Consider the following 22,766-nt stretch of genomic DNA (forward strand, 5'->3'; position numbering starts at 1 on the left):
AAAGTTGTTTTAGCCCCGATGGAAACGGCATCCTTTTTCTTTTCACGACAGTGAAAGAAAAAGATATAGTGGACAGCGGGACCGAAAAATAAAGAAAGTGTCTCAATACTCCAACTAACCCTCAGAGATTCTAATATTTGAACCCTATGCTCGAACAGGAGTCCGTGAGAAAACCATAAAAAAGCCGTTTCATATAGTTATGAGACGGCTTCATTTATTTTAATATCCTAATAATTTCAAAACATCATCCGGTTTTTGCTCTTCCCGGAAAACGGTATATACAAAATTGCCTTCTTCGTCTTTGTCGATCAAAATATGTTTCGGCTGAGGCATCAAACAATGGTGAACGCCGCCGTAACCGCCGATGGTTTCCTGATAGGCACCGGTATTGAAAAAACCGATATACAAAGGTTTTGTGTCGCTGAAAGTCGGTAAATAAATCGCATTGGTATGCTGCTCTGAATTATAGTAATCGTCTGAATCACAGGTTAATCCTCCTAAGAAAACCCGTTCGTACGTATCTTCCCAACGGTTGAGTGGCAACATAATAAATTTGCGGGAAATCGCCCAGGTATCTGGTAAAGTCGTCATAAAAGACGAATCGATCATATTCCATTTCTCGCGGTCGTTCTGGCGTTTTTGAGAGATTATTTTATAAAGATGTCCACCACTTTCGCCAACGGTAAAACTACCAAATTCGGTATAAATATTTGGTTCTTCTACGCCTTCTTCTTCACAGAATTTTTTGATTTGAGAAACAATTTCGTTCACCATATATTGGTAATCGTAATCGAAATTCAAAGAAGTTTTTATCGGAAAACCACCACCAATATTCAAAGAATCAACTTCGGGCGCGATTTTTTTCAAACGGGCATAAACGCGTAAACATTTGTATAATTCATTCCAATAGTAAGCCGTATCCTTGATTCCGGTATTGATGAAAAAGTGCAGCATTTTCAATCTTGCATTCGGATGGTCTGCAATTTTCTGGCTGTAATAAGGAATAATATCTTTGTATCCAATCCCCAATCTGGAGGTGTAAAATTCGAATTTCGGTTCCTCTTCCGAGGCGATACGGATCCCGATATTGAAGGTAGAATCAATGCTTTCTGTAAGTTTGTCGAGTTCCCGGTAGTTATCGAGAATCGGCGTAATATTGTGAAAACCTTTATTAATTAAATCAGAGATTTTTGCTAAATAATCGTCGGTTTTAAAACCGTTGCAGATCACTTCCACCGTTTTATCGAACTTCCCTTTTTCGTAAAGAGATCTTACGATATCGATATCATAAGCAGAAGAAGTCTCGAGTGAAATGTCATTTTTCAGTGCTTCTTCCAGCACAAAAGCAAAGTGGCTGGATTTGGTACAGTAGCAGTATCGGTAACTTTTTTTGTAATCATTGATTTCGAAAGCTTCTTTGAACCATGCTTTTGCACGCTGAATATTGGTAGATATTTTCGGCAGATAATTAAATTTCAAAGGCGTACCGAACTGTTCAATAACCTCCATCAAAGGAATGTCATGAAATTGAAGCATATTTTCCGAGACGTTAAATTCTTCGGTTGGAAAATACAAAGTTTGATCGATAAGTTCTGAATATTTAATTTTCATTTTGTTGCTGAAATTTTACAGTTTTAAAAATGCAAAGTTGAGGAAAAAAGTTGGGTTTTTATTTTAAAATTCCTTAAAAATTAGCGTTGGTCTGTTTTTCCTACAAAGACGACTAAATTTCCACTTTCAAATTCGATGGTCACCTGGTCATCTTTTGCGAAATTCCGCGTTCCGATTCTGCTGGTGATATCTAAGTTTTCCTTATTTAAAGGCCAGTTCAGACCTTTTGTTATCACCTTTTCTGCCACAGGATACGGATATAATGAAATCATGCAATTCTTACTGTTTTCGAGAACTAATTTTTTCGGCGCAAAAAAATAGGTGGAATATTCATCAAAAAAAGTAATCTTTAAATCGTCTTTAAATAAAAATGCCACGGTCAGATTCCCTAAAAAATGATCCATTTCGCCACCACTTCCGCCGTAAACGTCAATCGTTTTAAATCCTTTTTCTTTGATAATCTCGAGTGATTTTTCAAAATCGGTTCTATCCTGATCTGGCGTATATATAAATTTATCATTATAAATTTGTTCGTCTTTCCCGGAATGCGAATCGAAATCCCCGGAAATAAAATCGAGTTTTTCAAATGGAAAATCCATCTCTTTCAAATAATGAAATGCTCCATCGGAACAGGCTATTAACGAATACCCCTCAGTTTGTGGAAGATATTTTGGCGGGATTCCGTTGATGAAAAGGAGCGCTTTATCGGTCATTTGGATTCCAGTATTCTTCGGTTTCCCCATTTATTTTCGAAACGTAACGTGCCAAAACGAATAAATAATCAGAAAGCCGGTTCAGATATTTGATGAGTTCCGGGCGAACTTCTTCAGATTCACCGAGGAAAACCAAACTGCGTTCTGCCCGTCTGCAAACAGTTCTGCAAACATGAAGTGCCGTGGCAGATTTGCCGCCTCCCGGCAGAATAAAATATTGTAAAGGCTCCAGTTCTTTCTCAAAAGCATCCATCCAGTTTTCGAGTTCTTCAATTTCGGTATCGGTAATCATTAAAGCCAGGCGTGATTTCCCATTGGCTAAAGTTAATTTATCGGTAGGTGTCGCCGATTCTGAACCGACGGTAAATAAATCAAACTGGATTTTCCTGAGTTGATTTAAAATTTCCTCTTCTATAATTTCACATTTCGCAACACCGATAAAAGAGTTGAGTTCATCGATCGTCCCGTAAGATTCTACTCTTGCGGACGCTTTGGAAACACGGGTTCCGCCATATAGTGCAGTTTCGCCCTTGTCACCGGTTTTGGTGTAGATTTTCATTGGATTTACTTTGTTGTAAATTTAATGATTTTAAAAGTGTTGCATAATAAAGAATTTAATTATTTGACACGATCGATTTTTTTCATCCATTTTTGTAATAATTTTAGACTATTTGTATCCAATGTACAGAAACCAGAAAATCTGATTTTATTAACACCAATAGCTTTGAAATGAAAAATTATAAATTCAAAATTGACCTTTACAAAATATTCAAAAGATGACTTACGATTTTGATCAACTTTATAAAGAGTTTTCTGCCAGAATTTACAAATTATGTTTGAGTTACTCGGGTGAAAAATTATTTGCGGACGATCTTCACCAGGAAACGTGGATTTCAGTTTGGAACAGTTTGCCCAAATTCCGGAACGAAAGCAAAATTAGCACTTGGATTTACAGAATCGCCATTAATACATGCTTGGTTGGAATTAAAAAGCAAAAAAACAAAGCGGAGAATTCTGAACTGATTTTATCAAAACTCGTTCATGAAGAAACTTATGACAACTCTAAGGAAATCAACCGATTGTACGAATGCATCAGCAAATTGAAAGAAAGTGAGAGAATTATCATCACTTTGGTTTTGGAAGAAAAACCTTATGAAGAAATTGCAGAAATCACAGGAATTACCGAAAATAATCTGCGTGTGAAAATTCACAGAATAAAAAAAGAACTTCAGGAAACATATATGAATTATGGAAGAATTTAACGAACTGGAAAACCTTTGGAAACAATCAGAAACCAAGGTTCCAACAAAAAGCACAAACATTTCAAAAATAAAAAACAATCGTATGAAACTGAAAAACACTTACACAAAAGGAGCCATATTATTGATGCTTACAGGGATTTTCATCTTGGTTTTAATGTTTTTATTAGACTCTAAATTACAAACCATTTCAATCATTTCATCAATGGTCATTATTTCATCAACTTGTTTTCTTCAAGCGCTATTAATGCTTTTCACAGCAAATGAAATCAATAAAATTGATGAAACGCAAACCCCTGGTTTTCATTTGAAACAATGGCAGAATTTCAGAGCTTTTCAGAAAAAACAGAGATCTTGGAACATGCCGGTTTATTACACTTTACTAAGTATTGCACTCGGAGTTTATCTCTATGAATTACTGAAAAATGTAGATTTATGGAAGATGATTCTCACTTTTGTGATCACTTATTTATGGATGCTTTTTGCTTATTTTTATCTCGGTAAAAAGGAAATTAAAAAACAGGATGCAAAATTAGACCACATCATTTCGGAGCTTAAAAATCTCGAAAATCAATTTCAATAATTAAAAAAATTCCGGGAACTAAAACTTCCGGATTTTTTTTTAAAGTTCATCTAGTGCAATCTTCCAAAGTCTTTTATTGAAACTTCTGAAAAAATTGATGTGTCCGATTTCGCCTTTCTCAGATTCAGAAGCTTTAACTTCTCTAAATGTTGTTTTTAAATCAGGATAAACATTTTTCAGGAGATTTTTCATCCCTTTTTCAGTCACCCAGTTGTCATCTTCGGCGTGGATAATAAAGGTTTTCTGTTTTAATTTCCGGGCATGATTTTCTTTAATTTCTCTATAAAGTTGGCTTGTGGATTTTTTATTTAAAATTAAAGTCTGCCAGTCGAAAGCAACTCCTTTTGGTAAAGATTCTCCCAAACCGAAACGGTGAGCCGGGAAATATCCAAAAAAATGAGTCATCACCGGAAGTGCGATTCCGAAGCCCAGCAAAGCGGTAACCGCAACGCTGAAATTTAAATTTCCAATATAAGCGTCCTGCGTTCCTACAAAAATAAATTTCTCGAAATTACCAGAATAATCATTCATCCCAAGAATTAAAGCACCGACGGAATGGCCTAAACAAAATTTAGTATAATCCGGATATTCCTGTTGAATAAAATCAGTAACCGTTTTAAAATCTACCGTTCCCCAAATTCTCATCGAGGCTTTGAAACCGCTCATTTGTTCTGGTTTCGATTCCCCGATTCCCCGATAATCGTAGGTGATGACGACGAATCCGTTTTCTGCCAAATATTTTGCGAAGGAAAAATAAATCTGCTGTTTCACTCCGGTTGCAGAATTAATGAGCAATAATTTTCCGTTTGAAGATTTCGGTTCGAAAATCTTTACAGAAAGTTGGATTTTATCTGGAGTATTTAAAGTAAGTTCTTTCATTTAATAAAAATTCCACCTTTCAATAAGTGGAATTGCTTTTTTAAAAATATAAAATTTAAATGAAATAAAAGGAAAAACCGATATGCTCAATATAGCAAATTATCCTTCAATTATATCTTTCAGGTACGGTAGTCCGCTTTGGGAACCTCTGTTTTTGGTTACTTTCAAAGACACATCATTACCAAATTTCACGCAGTCGTCGATATTATTCCGGTGACAAAGCGCGACCGCAAAACCTGCGGTAAAGGCATCGCCCATACCCATTTTGTGAGATACAGAATCATGATCATTCCGATAATACTTCATTTCTGTACCATTGAAATAGGTTGTAGAATTGGTGTCATCGCGGACAAATAATTTATTCGGATATCTTCTTAAAATCTGTTCTCTGGGTTCATCACCAAAAATAATTGATAATTCATTGCTTTTGGCAACGATGAAAGAGGCGGTATCAATCACTTCAGAAGAAAGAGGTTTGGCAGGAGAAGCGTAAATTCCCAATTTTTTATCATTTTTCTTCACCAATTGCGCAGTATACTCTACAACGTCCATCGGAATTTCAAGCTGAATTAAAACCAGATCTGCGGTAGCAAAAAGCTTTTCAGCCTCCTCTACATGTTTTGGCTGCAGGTAATAATTCGATGCGGGAACAACGACAATGGAATTAATTCCTTTTGCTGCAACAACGTACGCGGTTCCGGTTGGGGCGTCTTCAATTTCGACAACATAGCTGACATTTACCCCTTCATCCACTAAATTGCGGAAAATCTGCTGGCCAAAAGGATCCATTCCAACCGCTCCGATAAAGTAAACGCTTGCACCCAATCTGGAAGTTGCGACTGCCTGATTGGCGCCTTTCCCACCAAAAAAACTCTCAGACTTTTCTGCCATAACCGTTTCATTAGGTTGTGGAGTATGCGCGGTGTTCAAAACTAAATCGATAGAAGAACTGCCAATTACAATAATTTTCGGTTGCTCGGAAGTGATATTCATTGTGCTGATAACTTATCTTTCAAATGTACTTAAATATAGAATGATTAGGAAATATTACATCCTAATTAATTTCTACAAATTCAGAAACGACTTTTACAGGATTGTTACTGCGGTCAAAACCTATATAACTCGCATAAAAACCTTCACCATAACCCGTTTCAAAAGCGAACAGGTTCCCCGGTTTTTTTTCGTTCGGTTTTAGAAAAGCGTACTGATTAACAGCGCCTTCTTCCTGAAAAAAATGCTCATGAAAAAACTCTTCATAAATTCCCATAAAATCGGCTCCTTTTCTTTTAAACAAATGCTGTTCGAGAAGATTCAGATTTTGTTGCGTTTCGAAATCCATCAAACATCCCATCCCACTTTCTACGGGAAAACCGAAGATTTCTTCCTCCTGTAAATCAGCTATATTCTGACCTTCCGAAGTTGCGAGCTTCCAATCTGTAATTTCTGAATCATTAAAAACGATTTCTACATAAGCGATGCAATTGCTTTCGATTTCTTTATGAACCAAAACCGAAAAATCCCCTTTAGGAAAATCCGTGGTGAAAACAGGCATTTCGCTGGTAATCAAAGGATCGCAGATCACCAGCTTCCCAGTTGTAAGCGTAATATTTCCTGCGTCGAAAGTCTCAATCAAAGGACTTTCTATAAAATTTCTGGTGAAAAGTTTTTTGATATTTTCGATGTGGTTCATGATAGCGTTTTCAGTTTTTCTTCGAGAAGGATTAATTTATCCTGCGCGTCTTTTTTCTTTTTCAATTCATTATCTACCACTTGCTGCGGCGCTCCTGCCATGAATTTTTCGTTGGATAATTTTTTATCTACAGACATCATGAATCCTTTCAGATATTTGATTTCTTCTTCAGTTTTTGCTTTCTCTTCTGCTAAATCTAAGTTTTCACTTAACGGAATCGAAACTTCTGTTCCTCCAATTATGAATGAAAAAGTAGGTTTGTCTGTTTTTTCAGCAAAATGGATTTGTGCAATATTCGCCAGTTTCTTTACTAAATTCATATTGTCAAAAGAAGTAGCATTGGTGAATACCTCAACACTTTCACGTGGTGAAATCCCTTTGCTCTGACGGTAATTTCTAACGCCGGAAATCAATTCTTTCGAAACTTCAAACTGTTTGATCACCTCTGAATTATAAGACTGTACTTTTCTTTGCTGCGCAATTACCAAAGCATTTTCCACTGTTCTTTCAGAAATATTCTGCCATAATTCTTCAGATAAGAACGGCATGAAAGGGTGCAGTAATTTCATTAATTCTTCAAAATACTGGATCGTCTGATCATAAACTTCAGTAGAAATCGGTTCACCAAAATTAGGTTTAATGGCTTCTAAATACCAGGAACAGAAATCGTCCCAGATTAGTTTATACACCAAATGCAAAGCATCAGAAATACGGAATTTTTCAAATTGATCTGCTATTTCAGCAATGGTTTTATCCATTTGATTTCCAAACCAGGCGATTGCCTGTTGATCTGCCTCATTCGCTTTTATCGAATCGTCTTTTTTCCAGCCTTGAATTAATTTATTTGAATTCCAGATTTTGGTGGCGAAATTTCTTCCCTGCAACATTAACTCTTCATCAAAAAGCAAATCGTTTCCGGCAGCCGAACTCAATAAAATCCCGACACGAACACCATCTGCTCCATATTTCTCAATCAATTCAATTGGATCTGGCGAATTACCCAGCGATTTCGACATTTTCCGTCTTTGCTTATCCCGTACAATTCCGGTGAAATAAACATTTTTAAAAGGAACTTCTTTTCTATATTCAATTCCCGCCATAATCATCCGGGCGACCCAGAAAAAGATAATATCCGGACCGGTAACCAAATCAGAAGTTGGATAATAATAATTGATCTCTTTATTTTCAGGATCCAGAAGTCCGTCGAAAACCGACATCGGCCACAACCAGGAAGAAAACCAGGTATCGAGCGCGTCTTCATCCTGACGAAGATCTGAGATTTGAAGATTTGACATTTGAGACTTTTCTCTTGCTAAAACCAGGGCATATTCAATTGTTTCTGCTACGACAAAATCATCCTGACCATCACCATAGAAGAAAGCCGGAATTTGCTGACCCCACCAAAGTTGACGGGAAACATTCCAGTCGCGGATATTTTCCATCCAGTGTTTGTAGGTGTTTTTGAATTTTTCCGGGTGAAATTTCACCTCATCATTCATGACCACATCCAAGGCTGGTTTTGCCATTTCCGACATTTTTAAAAACCATTGAACAGAAACTTTCGGTTCGATTACCGCTCCCGTTCTTTCAGATGTTCCCACTTTATTTACGTAGTCTTCTGCTTTTAACAAAAGATCATTTTGCTCTAATTCTTTTACGATTTCTTTGCGGACGACGAATCTGTTTTTACCGGCATAATGTAAACCGTGCTCATTCAAATTGGCATCATCATCCAAAGAATCGATCATTGGCAACTGATGCCGCTTTCCGATTTCATAGTCATTGGTATCATGAGCCGGTGTAATTTTCAGCGCTCCGGTTCCGAATTCGATATCCACATAATCATCTTCAATAATCGGAATCACTCGGTTTACGATCGGAACAATTACATTCTTCCCTTTTAAATGTGCATATCTTTCATCATTAGGATTGATACAAACGGCAGTATCACCGAAAATCGTTTCCGGACGTGTGGTCGCAACAGAAAGGAAATCTTCTGTGCCTTCGATTTTATATTTTAAATAAAACAGTTTTCCGTTTTGCTCTTTGAAAATAACTTCTTCATCAGAAATATTGGTTTTCGCTTCCGGATCCCAGTTTACCATTCGGTATCCTCTATAAATCAAACCTTTATTATACAAATCGACAAACGACTTCACCACCTGCTGTGAAAGTTTTGGTTCCATAGTGAAACGGGTACGCTCCCAATCGCAGGAACAACCCAGTTTTTTCAACTGTTCCAGAATAGTACCGCCATATTTGTCAGTCCAGTCCCACGCATGTTTTAGAAATTCTTCGCGGGAAATATCTGCTTTATTGATTCCTTCTTCTTTCAGTTTCGCCACTACCTTCGCTTCCGTCGCAATTGATGCATGGTCAGTTCCCGGAACCCAGCATGCATTAAACCCCTGCATTCTGGCTCTGCGAACCAAAATATCCTGAATGGTATTGTTCAGCATATGTCCCATGTGAAGAATCCCTGTCACGTTGGGTGGCGGGATGACGATCGTATAGGGAGGTTTTTCGTTGGGTTGGGAGTGAAAATAATTATTTTTTAGCCAGAAATCATACCATTTCTGTTCTGTTTCCTGGGGCGTATATTTCTCTGAAATCTGCATATATAAAATCTTTGGCTTAATAGTTGCAAAAATAGCGAAATAAAGAAAATTGACCGTACTATTAAAATAATTTTTAACTTTGTTTGTTAAATTTAATCAAAAAACCAATTACTAAAAATTAAAAAAATGAAAAAAATCTTCGCAGGCCTATTTTTAGCCGGAACTTTTGCATTAGCATCAGCACAAACTATTTCCTTCGATAAAACAGTTTACGAATATGGGAATGTTCCAGTTGGCGCTGATGGCCACAGAATTTTTATCATTAAAAACACTGGCGATAAACCTCTTATTATTTCAAGAACGCAGGCATCTTGTGGCTGTACAACTCCTGAGGTTACCAAAGACCCAATCATGCCGGGAAAAACCGCTGAATTAAAAGTAGGTTACGACACCAAAATCGTAGGACCTTTTACAAAGATTATCGAAGTATATTCCAATGATGCTGAAAACAGCAGATCTGTAATTACCATTAAAGGAAATGTTGGCGAGGCATCAGCTACCATCGCTCCACAAACAGCGATTAAGACTGAAGCTAAATTAATGAGTACTCCACAAACGATGAAAGTTGCTCCTGCAGCTAAAAAAGCAACGGCAAAAAAATTACAGGCACTGTAATTTGTGCTAACAAATAAAAAATCTAAAATCATTTCAGAATTGAAATGATTTTTTTATTTTAGTAGAAATATTACAACAATGGATTTAGATTTTACGGATAATTTCATCGTGAACGGAAAATTCTCTCTCAAAGATTTTTCTACAGAATACGAGGGAAAACTCTCGAAAGACGCTGCAAAAAAAATGCTGGCTAAGGAGAAAGAAAAACTCCGTGAACTTCAGGAACGGCTGTACAGTGATGGCAGCAAATCTATACTGATTGTTTTGCAAGCGATGGATGCAGCTGGAAAAGATTCTCTGATCAAGCACGTGTTTAGTGGCGTAAATCCGCAGGGCTGTGCAGTAACCAGTTTCAAAACGCCAAATAATAAAGAATATGCCCATGATTTCCTGTGGAGACATTATACCGCACTGCCTGAAAAAGGAAAAATCGGTATTTTCAACAGAAGCCATTACGAAAGTGTTCTGGTATGTAAAGTTCATCCTGAATATAATCTGAATGAAAAAGTCTGGAAATCAGTGGATGATTTTGATAACGAATTCTGGGAAAACCGGTACAGAAGCATCAGAAACTTTGAAAAAACTTTAGCTGAAAACGGAACGACGATTATTAAAATATTTTTGAACGTTTCCCAAAAAGAACAGAAAAAAAGATTCCTGGAAAGGATTGACAATCCCACCAAAAACTGGAAATTCGCCGCCGGAGATTTACCCGAACGCGCCCTGTGGAATAAGTACATGTCTGCATACGAAGAAGCCATCAATGAAACATCAAAAGATGATGCACCATGGTACGTGATTCCGGCTGACCACAAATGGTTTACGAGAGTGGCTGCCATTCAGATTATTATCGATGCAATGGAAAAAATGGATTTGCAATATCCCACCCTTTCAGAAAATCAAACAGCCGAGTTAGCTGATGCGAAGAAGCAGATGAAAAGTGAATAGCAATGCTGAATTTCTCGAAAAATACAGGATTCATTTTAAACCGGTGAATTTTTAAATATTTGTTTTGAAAAATGAAAAAGAAAATGAAAAAAGCAGAAACCTCAATTTCTGCTTTTTTCAGTTTTTAAAAAACCCACAAGAAAAACTATAAGCCGGATTCTGTACATTGACCGAAGTCAAAATGCCTGTTATTTATCTGCGCTTTACATTGCTGCAAAACTTTTGCTGTTTACCCCTCGGTTTTTGGAGCGAGCCGCTCCTATTTTCATTGCTGAAAAAATCCGATATACTTAACATTGCACCGCAAAGAGTTTACCTGGTTTCACTATAAATTAATATACATACTTTCTGTTGCACTTGTCCTGATCTCGCGACCGACGGATGTTATCCGCTTTGCTGCTCTATGGTGTCCGGACTTTCCTACCCCCAACGAATCGGGAATCAACAAGCCGTTTTTCTTGTGGGACAACAAAGATACATAAAGTTGAAAATTTACAGTACCTTTTTTTTGGAAAGAAATTTGCTATTACGACACCTTGAATTATTGGTATATTTGAATTATGAATTATTATGAAATCATTATGTCTGTGCTGGACCGCTGGTACACAAGCTTTGCACAGGCGACCCCTAAACTTGCAGTTGGGATTTTAGTATTCCTGCTCTTTTTAGCGCTGAGCACCTACCTGAGCAAGATATCGGTAAGAATTTTTCATAAGTTTTTCCCAAAAAGCAACAACAGTTCCATTGTGACTTTAATTAAAGTCTTTAAGTTTTTAATTATTCTTTCAGGAGCATTTATCGCCTTTGAAATAATGGGATTGGGCGGATTTATTCTAAAATTCATCGGCAGTTTGGGAGTTGCGGGAGTTGTGGCCGGTGTCGCTTTGAAAGATTTAGTCTCCTCCATGTTTTCGGGAGCGCTGGTGGGAATCGATAAATCTTTTGCCGATGGCGATTATGTTTCCATTAAAGACGTAACCGGTGTGGTAGAAAAAATCGGATTTTTGACTACGAAGATTATTACAGACGACGGAAAAAAAGTCTTCGTACCCAACCAATTAATTTTCAGTGCTCCTTTTACCAATTATTCATCTTCCGGACAGCGGAAAGTTTTTCTGGAATTACAGGTGGCCGGCAGTCAGGATTTAGAAAAAACAAGAGAGATTATTTTAGACCAGATCAAAAATTTTGATTTCACAGACCATATTGAAGAATCCCAGGTTATTATCCTGAAACAGTCTTTTGGCATTTTCTATTTTCAAGCCCGATTTTTCATGAAAAGTGGAAAAAACATCATGAAAGTTAAGAGTGACGCATTACTGATACTGAAAAACAAACTGGAAGAAGCCGGCATCGAACTGGCGAGCCAAATGCAAACCGACATTGGCATTTCGTAGCTTTGGCAATAGAACTGGCCACTGCCGAAGTCAAAACAGATTTAACTGTTTACCCGAATCCGGCGAAAGATTTCATCAACATCAAAACCAGCAAATCCAATATTGAAAAAGTATTTATTTTTGATTTAAGCGGAAAATTAATCATGACTGAAAAATCGAAAAGAATCGACATCAGCCTTTTACCGTCGGCAACTTATATCATTTCAATTAAAACTTCTGATGGTTTGAAATCGTTTAAATTCATCAAGATTTAATAGAAAACCACAATCGATAAAATAATTATGATAGCTTTCGTCAATCAACAATAATAGGAAAACCCTTTTATAATCAGTATATTTGACTTTAAATAAAGATTATGAACAATTCAAAAATTATCGGTTTAGACGAAACCGACTGTAAAAAAATTTCAGAAAAATTAAATATTCTTTTAGCCGATTATTCTGTTTTTTATCAAAATACGAGAGGCGCACACTGGAATATTAAAGGAGACCAATTTTTTACCCTACATCCCAAATTTGAAGAACTCTACAATAATCTGGTTTTAAAAATAGATGAAATTGCAGAAAGAATTCTTACATTAGGATCTACGCCCAACCATAATTATTCGGATTATTTAACGCTTTCTACCATCAAAGAAAGTAAAGAAGTTTCCAACGCTGATAAAGCGGTAGAAAACATTTTGGCTTCCTTTAAAACCGTTATTGATTCGCAAAGGGAACTCTTAGATCTTACCGAAAAAGCGGGTGATGAAGGAACGAATTCCCTGATGAGTGATTACATTACGGAGCAGGAAAAAGAAGTGTGGATGTACAACTCCTATCTCGGAAAATAACAGTTAAAAAAATCACCAACCGAAGAAATCGTCTTTTTAAAGGCGATTTTTGTTTTTGAATTTTTACATTTGTTTGAATATATAATTAACCATGATTGAAGTCCGTCTAAAGTCAATTCTCGATAATGATTTCTATAAAATCACCATGCAAAATGCTGTGATTAAACTTTTTCCGAACGAGAAAGTGAAATACCAGTTCATCAATCGCGGCAACCATAACTTCCCTCCTGGATTTGCAGAAGAACTCAGAAAATCGGTCAACGCAATGGCAGAGCTGAAATTAAGCAAAGATGAAAAGCAATTCTTAAAGGAAACCTGTCCTTATTTAGACCTTCCCTATTTAGATTTTCTAGCAGGCTATCATTACGATCCCGCAGAAGTACAAATTGTGCAGACCGAAGATTCTTTAGAAGTTACCGTGGACGGCGAATGGTACAGGACCATTTTGTGGGAAGTGCCTATTTTGTCTTTGATTTCAGAATTACATTATGAGATGAATCACATGGAGCGTAATTCTAATGAAGCGGTTATTCAAACAACTTTAGAAAAGGCCGATCAACTCAACATTCTTGGTGTTACTTTCGCCGAATTTGGCACGCGCAGAAGGCATTCTTATAAAGTACACGACTTGGTGGTAGATTCTCTGGTAAGGAACAATCGATCCGGAAATTTCATCGGAAGTTCAAATGTTCACTTTGCCATGAAATATGGCATAAAACCCATCGGAACCCATGCGCACGAATGGTTTATGTTTCACGCTGCAGAATATGGATTCAAGATGGCCAACGCGCTTTCGCTGGAACACTGGGTAGATGTGTACCGCGGTGATTTGGGAGTTGCCCTTTCGGATACTTATACGACAGAAGTTTTCTTTCAGCAGTTTGATAAGAAATTCGCAAAATTATTTGATGGCGTTCGTCACGACAGCGGAGATCCAATCGAATTTGCCAATAAAACCATTGAACATTATAGGAAAAACGGAATCAATCCTTTATTTAAATACATTATTTTTTCCGACGGACTGAATCTGGAAAAAGTGGAAGAAATCACGAAAGCCTGCAAAGGCAGAATCGGAATTTCTTTCGGAATCGGAACGAATTTAACAAACGATGTCGGTCTAAAACCAATGAATATCGTCATGAAACTCATTGCCGCACAATCGATTAACGGCGACTGGATTCCAACGGTAAAACTTTCTGATGAACACGGAAAGTATACAGGAGACCCAAAAATGATCGATCTTGCCAAGGAATTTCTGCGCATTAAAAACTAAGAGGATTAATTTCTTTCTGCATTACTGAAATTAACTTTTGTATTTTTGAAAAATGGATTTCACCTCTATATTAACCGGCTTTATGTTCGGCGCTGTTTTCGGTGCGGTTATTCTGTATTTCATATTTAAAGCTTCTCATATTCCGCGACAGAAATTCGATGATTTGAATCAAAGTTTTATTAAAACAAATTCAGATTTAGAGAATTATTCGAAACGGAATCAGGAATTTCAGGAGGAGATTTCGCAACAGAAAGAAGCCAGCCAATCTCAGCAGGAAAACATTAATCAACTGAAAAATAAGATGGCAACTCTTTCGGCAGAAAACTTTTCCATCAATTCTCAGTTGCAGGACCAGCGGGAATTTAACTTCAAACAAAGTTCGCAAATTGAAAATCTACATCAGGAAAAACAAAATATTTTCGCCAGGAATTCCGAACTTTCAGCCATTAACGACGCTTTAAAAAACTCACTGGAAAACCAGAAAGAGGAGATTACCAACATGCAGGAACTGGCCAAAAATGAATTTCAAAATTTAGCCAATAAAATTTTAGAAGAAAAAACAGAAAAATTCACGGAACAGAACCAACTTCAATTAAAAACAATACTCCATCCATTACAGGAAAAAATCAACGATTTCGAGAAGAAAGTAGAAAACACCCACAAAGAAAGTATCGATTATCACGCGGCTCTGCGACAACAAATTATCGGTTTGCAGGATTTGAATAAGCAAATGAGCAAAGAAACCGTCAACCTTACTAAAGCTTTAAAAGGCGACAACAAGATTCAGGGAAATTGGGGCGAACTGGTTTTGGAAAGAGTTCTGGAAAAATCCGGATTAGAAAAAGGCAGAGAATACGAAGTTCAGAAAAGCCATCAAACCGAAAACGGACGCCTGCAGCCTGATGTTGTCATAAATTTACCCGACGGCAAAAAAATGGTCATCGATTCAAAAGTTTCGCTGAATGCCTATGAAAGACTGATCAATGAAGAAAACGACGAACTCAAGCCAAGTCATTTGAAAGAACACGTGCTTTCACTGAAACGTCACGTGGACCAGTTAAGCAATAAAAATTACCAAAGTTTATATCATATCGAAAGTCCGGATTTTGTCTTACTTTTCGTTCCCATCGAACCTGCTTTTGCGATTGCGCTGAATGAGGACACTCATCTTTACAATAAAGCTTTTGAAAAAAACATTATTATTGTCACACCTTCTACTCTTTTGGCAACTCTGAAAACCATTGACAGCATGTGGACAAATCAGAAGCAACAGGAAAACGCCGTAGAAATAGCCAGACAAGCCGGTGCTTTATATGATAAGTTCGATGGATTTGTTACCGATTTATTAAGAATTGGAAAAAAAATGGAAGAAACAAAAACAGAATACGAGGGAGCGATGAATAAATTAGTTACAGGAAAAGGGAATTTGGTAAACAGTGTTCAGAAATTAAAAATAATGGGCGCAAAAGCTAAAAAAACTTTACCGGAAAACTTAATTTCGCGGGCCAATCCGGAGAATCAGATATCGCTCAGTATTGATGAAGAACAAAATTTCAATTAAATAAAAATGATAGAAAGTTTTCAAAACGAAAAAATAAAATATGTCACCCGACTTTTGACAGACAACAGGTTTCGAAAAAAAGAAAATGTTTTCGTGATCGAAGGGAAGCAGGAGAACGATAGAGCGTTAAAATTCGGTTTTGATGCCCAGGAATTTTATATCGCCGACAGTATCTTTAATGAAGATTTACCGGAAGGAAAAGTACATTTGGTCTCAGAAAAAATCTATGATAAAATCGCCTATCGTGGTTCTTCAGAAGGAATCATAGGAATTTACCACACGAAAAACTTTGATTTAAAGGATTTCAACCCTAAAAAAAACTCATCGGTAATTATCGTAGAAAGTATCGAGAAACCAGGAAATCTGGGCGCAATATTGCGGAGTTGCGAAGCGTTTGGGATTGATGCCTTAATTGTAACTGATGCGAAAGTTGACTTCTATAATCCAAATGTGATCCGTTCCAGTGTGGGTTGTCTTTTTGGGATGAACATTTTCTATTCCAGCAATGATGAAGTGTACGAATTTCTCACTGAAAACCGTTACGCAGTTTATACTACCATCATGGATAAAGCATCTGAAAATATCCAAACAAGAAATTTAAAAGAAAAAAGCGCAGTACTCTTTGGAACAGAACATTCGGGACTGACCGATTTCTGGGTGGGGAAAGGAAAGAATACGGTTATTCCGATGTCGGGAAGTATCGACTCTTTGAATTTGAGCAATGCCGTTGCCATCACCTGTTATGAGATTTTAAGACAAAAAATGACATAAAAAAACCGCTTCTTAAAGAGAAACGGTTAATTTGTAAATCAGTTACTAATTATTTAGTAGCATCTTTAGCGTCTTTAGCAGCATCAGTTGCAGCATTAGCAGCACCTTTAGCAGCATCAGCAGCTCCTTCTACAGTTGCGTTAGCAGCATCAGCAGTAACAGTAGCAGCAGAATCTACAACAGTAGCAGCAGAATCTACAACAGCAGCAGCAGAATCAACAACAGCAGCAGCAGAATCAGTTGCGTTAGCAGTTTCTACAGTTTCAGTTTTGTTACAAGCTACAAGAGCTAAAGCAGCGATAGCAGCTACGAATAATGACTTTTTCATAATAAATTAAATTTAATTGTTTTGTTATTGTAAAATTTGTTTGTTCTCATTTATCATTTTGAACAGGACAAAGATAGGGTGAGAAATAAATTTGCATTCGAAAATTAATTGTAATATCTTTGTAAAATCGTTTTACAAAACAATATAACTGGAAATCAATAAATTACATAAAAATAGCAATTGAGCGATTTAGATTTATTACACTTTGAACAGCTAAAAAATGAGGTTCAAACTCAATATTTAAGCCAACACACCCCTTCCTATGATAATATATCAAAATGGAAAGGGATTGACATCATCTATTTTCAAGAAGATCTACGAAAAATCGCTAAAGGAAATATCAGCGAAAAATCGTTTTACACCTATTTTAAAAATTCTCCTGTAACCAGACTTCCCAGGATTGACATGCTTAACATCCTCAGCATTTATGCGGGTTATGTCTCATGGTACGACTTTAAAAAGAAACATCTTTTTGCCAATGAAATCTTAAAAGAATTGGAAGATTCTGATGAAAATCCAGAGGCCGAATTGGAAAATCATCCTGAAAACGCAGAAAACACATTACAACAAACCAGAATTATCCAGAAACAGGATATTTCCGCACATAACCAGGCTGAAACGACGACTGAAAAATCTGATTTACAAATATCTAATACTGATAATCAAAACATTAAGGAAAAGAAAGGCACATTCACTACTTACGATACCACTGAACAAAAATCAACCATATCAATTGTAAAAAAGTATATCTGGTTGGGAATCTCTGCTATTTTAGCAGTTTTGGTGGGACTTTTAGTATTCAAAGAGGAACTCTTCAGTAAAAAATTCTATTATAGCTTTGTTGATGCAGACCGGAATACAACAATTAATGCAGAATTACAAGTACAGATCCTCAAAGAAAACGAATCGCCGATTTTATATAATGCCAAACCCAACGAAGCGTTTGTTTATACCACCAAATCAAAAAACCTGACGATGGTCGTATCTTCACCCTATTATAAGACAGATACCATCCGACGGAATCTGGAAACCGCGCCCGAGGCGGAAACCATCGAGCTGAAACCTAATGATTATGCGATTATGCTTTTCTACTATTCAAAATCGATCAAAGATTTAAAGAAGAAAAGAGAATCATTAAATTATCTGATCAGTGATGACGCTCTGATTTACCAGGTTTATGATAACGAAACCTACGGCGTAGAAACCATGGATAAACAACGGTATATCAATCTGGTCACCCTGCCATCGACCTCACTGGAAAACCTACAGGTCATCGACACCAGGAACGATAAAAACAACAAAATAATAATGATTAAATTTAAAATTGCCACCGATGAAAAACCAAAATAAAATTGTTCTTCTCCTCATCAGTTTACTTTTAATTACTTTTTCCTGTAATAAAGAAAACACACAAATATCTGATTTAGAAATCGTTAGAAACAACAACAATAAAAAATCCTACCCTGTCACCAAAATGGACAGCGCGCAGGCAATCACTTTTATTACGAAACAAAAGATTCAAGAGCTGCTCGATCTCTCTACTTTATATACCGCGGGAAACCGGGATACCGAAATTGATTCTGTAATTTATGCTCAGATGAAAAGCTATTTCGTAGATCCTAACTCCAATAGACTAAAACCACTTCTCCAGCAACTCGACAGCTTGAAAGTACAAACGGCAAAAGTGGGAGATATTTCTGTAACGAAAGAAATCAGAGGGAACGACACTTTGGATCTTGCAAAATTTTATGTAGAATACTTCGATTTCAAAAACCGCTTAATCGGGTCATTTGAAAAAAGTGCGCATTACGTACTGGAACCTTCACCCATCAAATTTAAAAAGGAATTCAAATTTTACTTCGTCGATTTCGATTCAAAAGTGCCAAAAGACAGTATTTCTGTCGGGGTTACCAAATAATCCAACGGGACATCAAAAGCTGAAATATCTTCCACTTTTTCTTCGGGAGGAAAGAAACTTACGCCAACTTTAACCGCATTCGGATTGATTTCTGAAAAAAACCGGTCATAAAAGCCTTTTCCGTAACCCACTCTGTTTCCAAAATGATCGGAATACAAAAGCGGCGTAATGATGATATCAAAATCTTTGACGCCACAATCTTCTTCACCAGCGGGCTCTTTTATTCCCCAGGAGTTCTCAATTAAAGTCGTTTCTTTGGTAATTTCAAGCGCGATTAATTTTGTGTTTATCATTTTCGGTACAAAAACACGGATTTTATTTTCAAAAAAATAGTTGAGAAACTCCTTCGTATCAACTTCACCTTTCCCAGGAATAGAAAGGAAACAATGCACTTTCTGATTTTCCTTCAATTGAAATTCAGAGATAAAACGGGAAAATATTTTCTTAGAGAAGCCTTCAATCTCGGCTTTACTTAATTTCTCCTTTTTCGCTAAATATATTTTTCTGATTTCAGTTTTTTTCATATTCAAAAATAGTGAAAAAAAATCGCGTTCCAGTGAAACACAATTGATCATTAATTTGAAGTTCAAATTTCTTTTACCGAAATAATCTTGACCGGACAGGCTTTTGCGGCTTTGTCGCAAGGTTCAAACGCTTCTGGATTTGGAATTTTTAAAGTGTAAAACCCTTTCTTGTTTTCCGTTTTCAATAAAACTGATTTCCCATCTTTTTTCGACATCCGAAAATACTCCGGTGCAAATTCTGCACAGTAATTACAGCCGATACATTTATCCCGTTGAAGCGTTATAATGACCATTTTTGAATAGTTGGATGCTTGAATATTTGAGTGCTTGAGTAAAATATTTACCTAAATTCTCAAGTACAAAATAATTTATCAATTAATTAGCTTGCACAATTTTATACAATTTATCAGAAGGTCTTACTTTAAAGTCCGTTTTAAAAGTAACCACGTCAGATTTCGCGGCTTTTGCTGCATCGGGTTTTTCGTCTACTCTCATCGCTTCCAAAATCATTTCCCGCGAACCTGTTGTAGGTCCCTGAATCAAAACTTTATCACCAATTTTTAAATCGTAGGCTTCAATTAAAAATTCTGCGATATTTGATTTTGGATAAAAATGTCTGCCTTTCCCGATATAGACCTTTTTCTGGGTTGCGGCAGAACCGTTATCTGCAGACCATTCTCCCAGCTCTTGTCCCAAATAATAACCTCCCCAAAATCCTCTGTTATAAACAGTTTCAAGCTGTTTCATCCAGTCTTCTACTTTTTCCTGGTTGAAAGTTCCCTCTGCAATTGCATCGATGGCTTCGCGGTAACATTTTGTCACGGTTGCGACATATTCCGGTGCTCTTCCGCGACCTTCGATTTTAAGAACGCTAACTCCAGCGTCCACAATTTGATCTAAAAAACTGATGGTACACAAATCTTTTGGCGACATCATATATTCGTTGTCCAACTCGATTTCGAAACCCGTTTCCTGATCAATAACCGTGTATTTTTTACGGCAGTTCTGTTTGCAGGCTCCACGGTTTGCAGAAGAATTCGCGGAATGCAGACTCAAATAACATTTTCCGGAAACCGCCATACAAAGCGCTCCGTGCCCAAAAATCTCGACTTCGACCAAGTTTCCTGAAGGACCTTTTACCTGTTCCTTGACAATCTGATCGCAGATCTTTTTAATTTGAGTCATGCTTAGTTCACGGCTCATCACCATGGTATCGGCGAAAAGTGCGTAGAATTTCACCGTTTCGATATTGGTAATATTAATTTGGGTAGAAATATGAACTTCCATTCCTATTTGTCTCGCATAAGATATCACCGCCTGATCCATCGCAATTACTGCCGTAAGATGAGCAGCTTTTGCCTTATCTAAAAGGGTCTTGATTAAGGATAAGTCGTGATCGTAAATAATCGTATTCAGTGTCAGATAAGTGCGAACGCCTTTTTCTGAGCATCTTCTGGAGATTTCCGACAAATCATCTAAAGTGAAATTCATGGAAACTCTCGCTCTCATATTCAACTGTTCCACGCCAAAATAAATGGAATCTGCTCCGTTATCAATCGCTGCCTGCATGGAAGTGAAATCACCGGCCGGCGACATTAATTCTATTTTTCCGCTTTTGTCATGATCCTAAAATTTTATATAATTTGTCAGACAAACGGATTCTAAACGGAGTTTCAAAAGTGACTTGATCGCCTTCTTTAGCGTTTTCACAAGAACCTCCATTCGCGAACATTTCAGTGATTATCAGTTCCTGATCTCCCGTTGTCGGACCGGAAATCAGAACCTTGTCTCCTACTGAAAGTTCTTTATTTTCAATTAAAAACTGGGCAATTCTTGATTTGGTGTAATAATGTTCTGCCTTTCCAACCCATACTTTCTTAACGGATATTTTTTGACGGATATTTTTCGTTTCTGCTTTTGCTAAAGGTTTTGCAGGTAAATCACCGGAATTTTTAAAAGTCAAAGCATCGGATTTTCCTTTTCGGAAAACTTTGTTTCCGACTTCTTTTCCCTTTCTTAATTTTACCTGTTCAGCTAAAGGTAAATGGGTTATTTCTAAACATTCGGTAGAACAGCAGTTTTCCATCGCAGCTTTGCAATCGTCACATTGAATAAACAATAAATGACAGGCATCATTCGCGCAATTCGTATGATTATCACAGGGTTTGCCACATTGATGGCATTGCGAAACAATATCGTCGGTAATTCTTTCGCCTAATCGATGATCAAATACAAAGTTTTTACCGATGAATTTACTTTCAATATTTTCTTCTTTGATTTGACGGGTATATTCGATAATTCCGCCTTCCAGCTGGTAAACGTTTTTAAAACCCTGATGTTTAAAATAAGCGCTGGCTTTTTCGCAACGAATTCCGCCTGTACAGTACATCAACAGGTTTTTATCTTCTTTAAAATCCTGTAACTGTTGATTAATAATGGGCAGGCTTTCTCTAAAAGTTTCCACATCGGGCGTGATTGCGCCTTCAAAATGACCAACTTCACTTTCGTAATGATTTCTAAAATCGACTACAATCGTATTTGGATCTTCAAGTAAGCTATTGAATTCCTGGGCTTTCAAGTGAATTCCTTTATTGGTCACATCGAAAGAATCATCATTCAAACCGTCGGCAACAATTTTATGTCTGACTTTAATGGTGAGTTTTAAAAAAGAATGATCGTCTTGCTCAACAGCCACATTCAACCTGATGCCTTTCATAAAATCGTAAACTTTCAGCGTCTCGCGGAAACCGTCTATATTTTCTGCAGGAATACTCATTTGAGCATTAATTCCTTCATGGGCAACATAAATACGGCCTAGCGCATCGAGTGCGTTCCAGGCTATAAATAATTCGTCGCGAAATTTTTTTGGATCTGAGATTTTAGCGTACGCATAGAAAGACAAAGTAAGACGTTGCTTACCGGCTTCATCAATAAGTTGAGCTCTTTCTTCTGCGCTTAAGGTGTTGTACAGTTGCATGCTATAAACGGGTTAAGTGAGAAAAATAATTTTGCAAAGATAAACATTTCTGTCTTTAATTTAAACCTGAAGGCATTTCCATCCTTTATAACAGATTTAGCAGGAAAATTTTGACAGGCGGCTCATAAAAAGGTTGGTGAAGAAAGTAAAATATAGATTTTGAACCTTCCTTCATCAATAGAAATCAAATACTTACACCAAAACTCATCAACCATAATATTCCCAAAAACTATTTTACAGCAAAAACCGGAGAAAAGAAAAACTCTCAA

General features: G+C 36.9%; 24 protein-coding genes and 1 other RNA gene. 12 read left to right on the top strand and 13 right to left on the bottom strand.

Annotation, left to right across the window (positions count from 1 at the left end; all coding sequences use genetic code 11):
• Nucleotides 1-219: 219 nt before the first annotated feature.
• The 3 genes from NBC122_RS02495 to NBC122_RS02505 form a co-directional block, all read right to left on the bottom strand.
• Complete coding sequence (locus tag NBC122_RS02495) at nt 220-1,611, bottom strand: type III PLP-dependent enzyme domain-containing protein (protein ID WP_133438863.1); 1,392 nt, start codon at nt 1,609-1,611, stop codon at nt 220-222.
• 80 nt (nt 1,612-1,691) lie between these two features.
• Nucleotides 1,692-2,354, bottom strand: a complete 663-nt coding sequence (locus tag NBC122_RS02500; RefSeq protein WP_246012421.1) for a thiamine diphosphokinase — start codon at nt 2,352-2,354, stop codon at nt 1,692-1,694.
• Complete coding sequence (locus NBC122_RS02505; RefSeq protein ID WP_133438864.1) at nt 2,314-2,883, bottom strand: cob(I)yrinic acid a,c-diamide adenosyltransferase; 570 nt, start codon at nt 2,881-2,883, stop codon at nt 2,314-2,316. The genes NBC122_RS02500 and NBC122_RS02505 overlap by 41 nt, the downstream gene beginning before the upstream one ends.
• Before the next feature lie 217 nt (nt 2,884-3,100).
• Here NBC122_RS02505 and NBC122_RS02510 point away from each other — a divergent pair, with 217 nt between their 5' ends.
• A complete protein-coding gene (locus tag NBC122_RS02510) occupies nt 3,101-3,586 on the top strand; it encodes an RNA polymerase sigma factor (protein WP_133438865.1) in 486 nt (161 codons plus the stop codon).
• Nucleotides 3,587-3,668: 82 nt separating this feature from the next.
• A complete protein-coding gene (locus NBC122_RS02515) occupies nt 3,669-4,166 on the top strand; it encodes a hypothetical protein (RefSeq protein ID WP_133438866.1) in 498 nt (165 codons plus the stop codon).
• Nucleotides 4,167-4,205: 39 nt separating this feature from the next.
• On the opposite strand, the gene NBC122_RS02520 is transcribed toward NBC122_RS02515, so the two are convergent.
• The 4 genes from NBC122_RS02520 to NBC122_RS02535 all read right to left on the bottom strand — a co-directional run bounded on the left by NBC122_RS02520 (nt 4,206) and on the right by NBC122_RS02535 (nt 9,353).
• Nucleotides 4,206-5,045, bottom strand: coding sequence for an alpha/beta hydrolase family protein (locus NBC122_RS02520; protein WP_133438867.1), 840 nt, complete (start codon nt 5,043-5,045; stop codon nt 4,206-4,208).
• Nucleotides 5,046-5,144: 99 nt separating this feature from the next.
• Entirely contained in the window at nt 5,145-6,038 is an 894-nt protein-coding gene (locus NBC122_RS02525; protein WP_133438868.1) for a ribokinase, read from the bottom strand.
• 61 nt (nt 6,039-6,099) lie between these two features.
• The gene (locus tag NBC122_RS02530) at nt 6,100-6,735 is read right to left on the bottom strand and encodes a DUF4241 domain-containing protein (RefSeq protein ID WP_133438869.1); all 636 of its coding nucleotides are present in this window, start codon (nt 6,733-6,735) and stop codon (nt 6,100-6,102) included.
• Nucleotides 6,732-9,353 carry a valine--tRNA ligase gene (locus tag NBC122_RS02535; protein WP_133438870.1) on the bottom strand — a complete coding sequence of 874 codons (2,622 nt, stop codon included), beginning with the start codon at nt 9,351-9,353 and terminating at the stop codon, nt 6,732-6,734. The genes NBC122_RS02530 and NBC122_RS02535 overlap by 4 nt, the downstream gene beginning before the upstream one ends.
• Nucleotides 9,354-9,479: 126 nt before the next feature.
• Here NBC122_RS02535 and NBC122_RS02540 point away from each other — a divergent pair, with 126 nt between their 5' ends.
• Both NBC122_RS02540 and NBC122_RS02545 read left to right on the top strand, forming a co-directional pair.
• Nucleotides 9,480-9,968, top strand: a complete 489-nt coding sequence (locus tag NBC122_RS02540) for a DUF1573 domain-containing protein (protein ID WP_133438871.1) — start codon at nt 9,480-9,482, stop codon at nt 9,966-9,968.
• A 78-nt stretch (nt 9,969-10,046) separates the two neighbouring features.
• Nucleotides 10,047-10,916, top strand: coding sequence for a polyphosphate kinase 2 family protein (locus NBC122_RS02545; protein WP_133438872.1), 870 nt, complete (start codon nt 10,047-10,049; stop codon nt 10,914-10,916).
• Between the two features lie 132 nt (nt 10,917-11,048).
• On the opposite strand, the gene rnpB is transcribed toward NBC122_RS02545, so the two are convergent.
• An RNA gene (gene rnpB / locus NBC122_RS02550) (RNase P RNA component class A) lies at nt 11,049-11,377 on the bottom strand.
• A 99-nt stretch (nt 11,378-11,476) separates the two neighbouring features.
• On the opposite strand from rnpB, the gene NBC122_RS02555 reads away from it, so the two are divergent.
• From NBC122_RS02555 to NBC122_RS02580, 6 genes are all read left to right on the top strand, one after another.
• The gene (locus NBC122_RS02555) at nt 11,477-12,313 is read left to right on the top strand and encodes a mechanosensitive ion channel family protein (protein WP_133438873.1); all 837 of its coding nucleotides are present in this window, start codon (nt 11,477-11,479) and stop codon (nt 12,311-12,313) included.
• Nucleotides 12,314-12,315: 2 nt separating this feature from the next.
• Nucleotides 12,316-12,567, top strand: a complete 252-nt coding sequence (locus NBC122_RS02560) for a T9SS type A sorting domain-containing protein (protein ID WP_165983181.1) — start codon at nt 12,316-12,318, stop codon at nt 12,565-12,567.
• Between the two features lie 101 nt (nt 12,568-12,668).
• On the top strand, nt 12,669-13,145 hold the full coding sequence (locus NBC122_RS02565) for a Dps family protein (protein WP_133438875.1): 477 nt from the start codon (nt 12,669-12,671) through the stop codon (nt 13,143-13,145).
• Nucleotides 13,146-13,236: 91 nt separating this feature from the next.
• Entirely contained in the window at nt 13,237-14,418 is a 1,182-nt protein-coding gene (gene pncB, locus NBC122_RS02570) for a nicotinate phosphoribosyltransferase (protein ID WP_133438876.1), read from the top strand.
• A gap of 52 nt (nt 14,419-14,470) precedes the next feature.
• On the top strand, nt 14,471-15,979 hold the full coding sequence (rmuC, locus tag NBC122_RS02575) for a DNA recombination protein RmuC (RefSeq protein WP_246012423.1): 1,509 nt from the start codon (nt 14,471-14,473) through the stop codon (nt 15,977-15,979).
• A gap of 6 nt (nt 15,980-15,985) precedes the next feature.
• Complete coding sequence (locus NBC122_RS02580) at nt 15,986-16,750, top strand: TrmH family RNA methyltransferase (RefSeq protein ID WP_133438877.1); 765 nt, start codon at nt 15,986-15,988, stop codon at nt 16,748-16,750.
• Between the two features lie 49 nt (nt 16,751-16,799).
• Here the strand turns inward: NBC122_RS02580 and NBC122_RS02585 are convergent, their stop codons facing one another.
• On the bottom strand, nt 16,800-17,078 hold the full coding sequence (locus NBC122_RS02585) for a hypothetical protein (RefSeq protein ID WP_133438878.1): 279 nt from the start codon (nt 17,076-17,078) through the stop codon (nt 16,800-16,802).
• 180 nt (nt 17,079-17,258) lie between these two features.
• Here NBC122_RS02585 and NBC122_RS02590 point away from each other — a divergent pair, with 180 nt between their 5' ends.
• A complete protein-coding gene (locus NBC122_RS02590; protein WP_133438879.1) occupies nt 17,259-18,428 on the top strand; it encodes a hypothetical protein in 1,170 nt (389 codons plus the stop codon).
• Nucleotides 18,412-18,996 carry a hypothetical protein gene (locus NBC122_RS02595; protein ID WP_133438880.1) on the top strand — a complete coding sequence of 195 codons (585 nt, stop codon included), beginning with the start codon at nt 18,412-18,414 and terminating at the stop codon, nt 18,994-18,996. The genes NBC122_RS02590 and NBC122_RS02595 overlap by 17 nt, the downstream gene beginning before the upstream one ends.
• Here the strand turns inward: NBC122_RS02595 and NBC122_RS02600 are convergent.
• From NBC122_RS02600 to trhO, 4 genes are all read right to left on the bottom strand, one after another.
• Entirely contained in the window at nt 18,933-19,520 is a 588-nt protein-coding gene (locus tag NBC122_RS02600) for a 5-formyltetrahydrofolate cyclo-ligase (RefSeq protein ID WP_133438881.1), read from the bottom strand. The genes NBC122_RS02595 and NBC122_RS02600 overlap by 64 nt on opposite strands.
• A gap of 62 nt (nt 19,521-19,582) precedes the next feature.
• Nucleotides 19,583-19,813, bottom strand: a complete 231-nt coding sequence (locus NBC122_RS02605; protein WP_133438882.1) for a ferredoxin — start codon at nt 19,811-19,813, stop codon at nt 19,583-19,585.
• An 82-nt stretch (nt 19,814-19,895) separates the two neighbouring features.
• Nucleotides 19,896-21,116 (bottom strand): peptidase U32 family protein, encoded by a 1,221-nt coding sequence (locus NBC122_RS02610; RefSeq protein ID WP_133438883.1) that lies wholly within the window; start codon nt 21,114-21,116, stop codon nt 19,896-19,898.
• Nucleotides 21,117-21,138: 22 nt separating this feature from the next.
• A complete protein-coding gene (trhO, locus tag NBC122_RS02615; protein ID WP_133438884.1) occupies nt 21,139-22,497 on the bottom strand; it encodes an oxygen-dependent tRNA uridine(34) hydroxylase TrhO in 1,359 nt (452 codons plus the stop codon).
• Nucleotides 22,498-22,766 lie beyond the last annotated feature (269 nt).

The sequence above is a fragment of the Chryseobacterium salivictor genome (assembly GCF_004359195.1).
Taxonomy (GTDB): Bacteria; Bacteroidota; Bacteroidia; order Flavobacteriales; family Weeksellaceae; genus Kaistella; species Kaistella salivictor.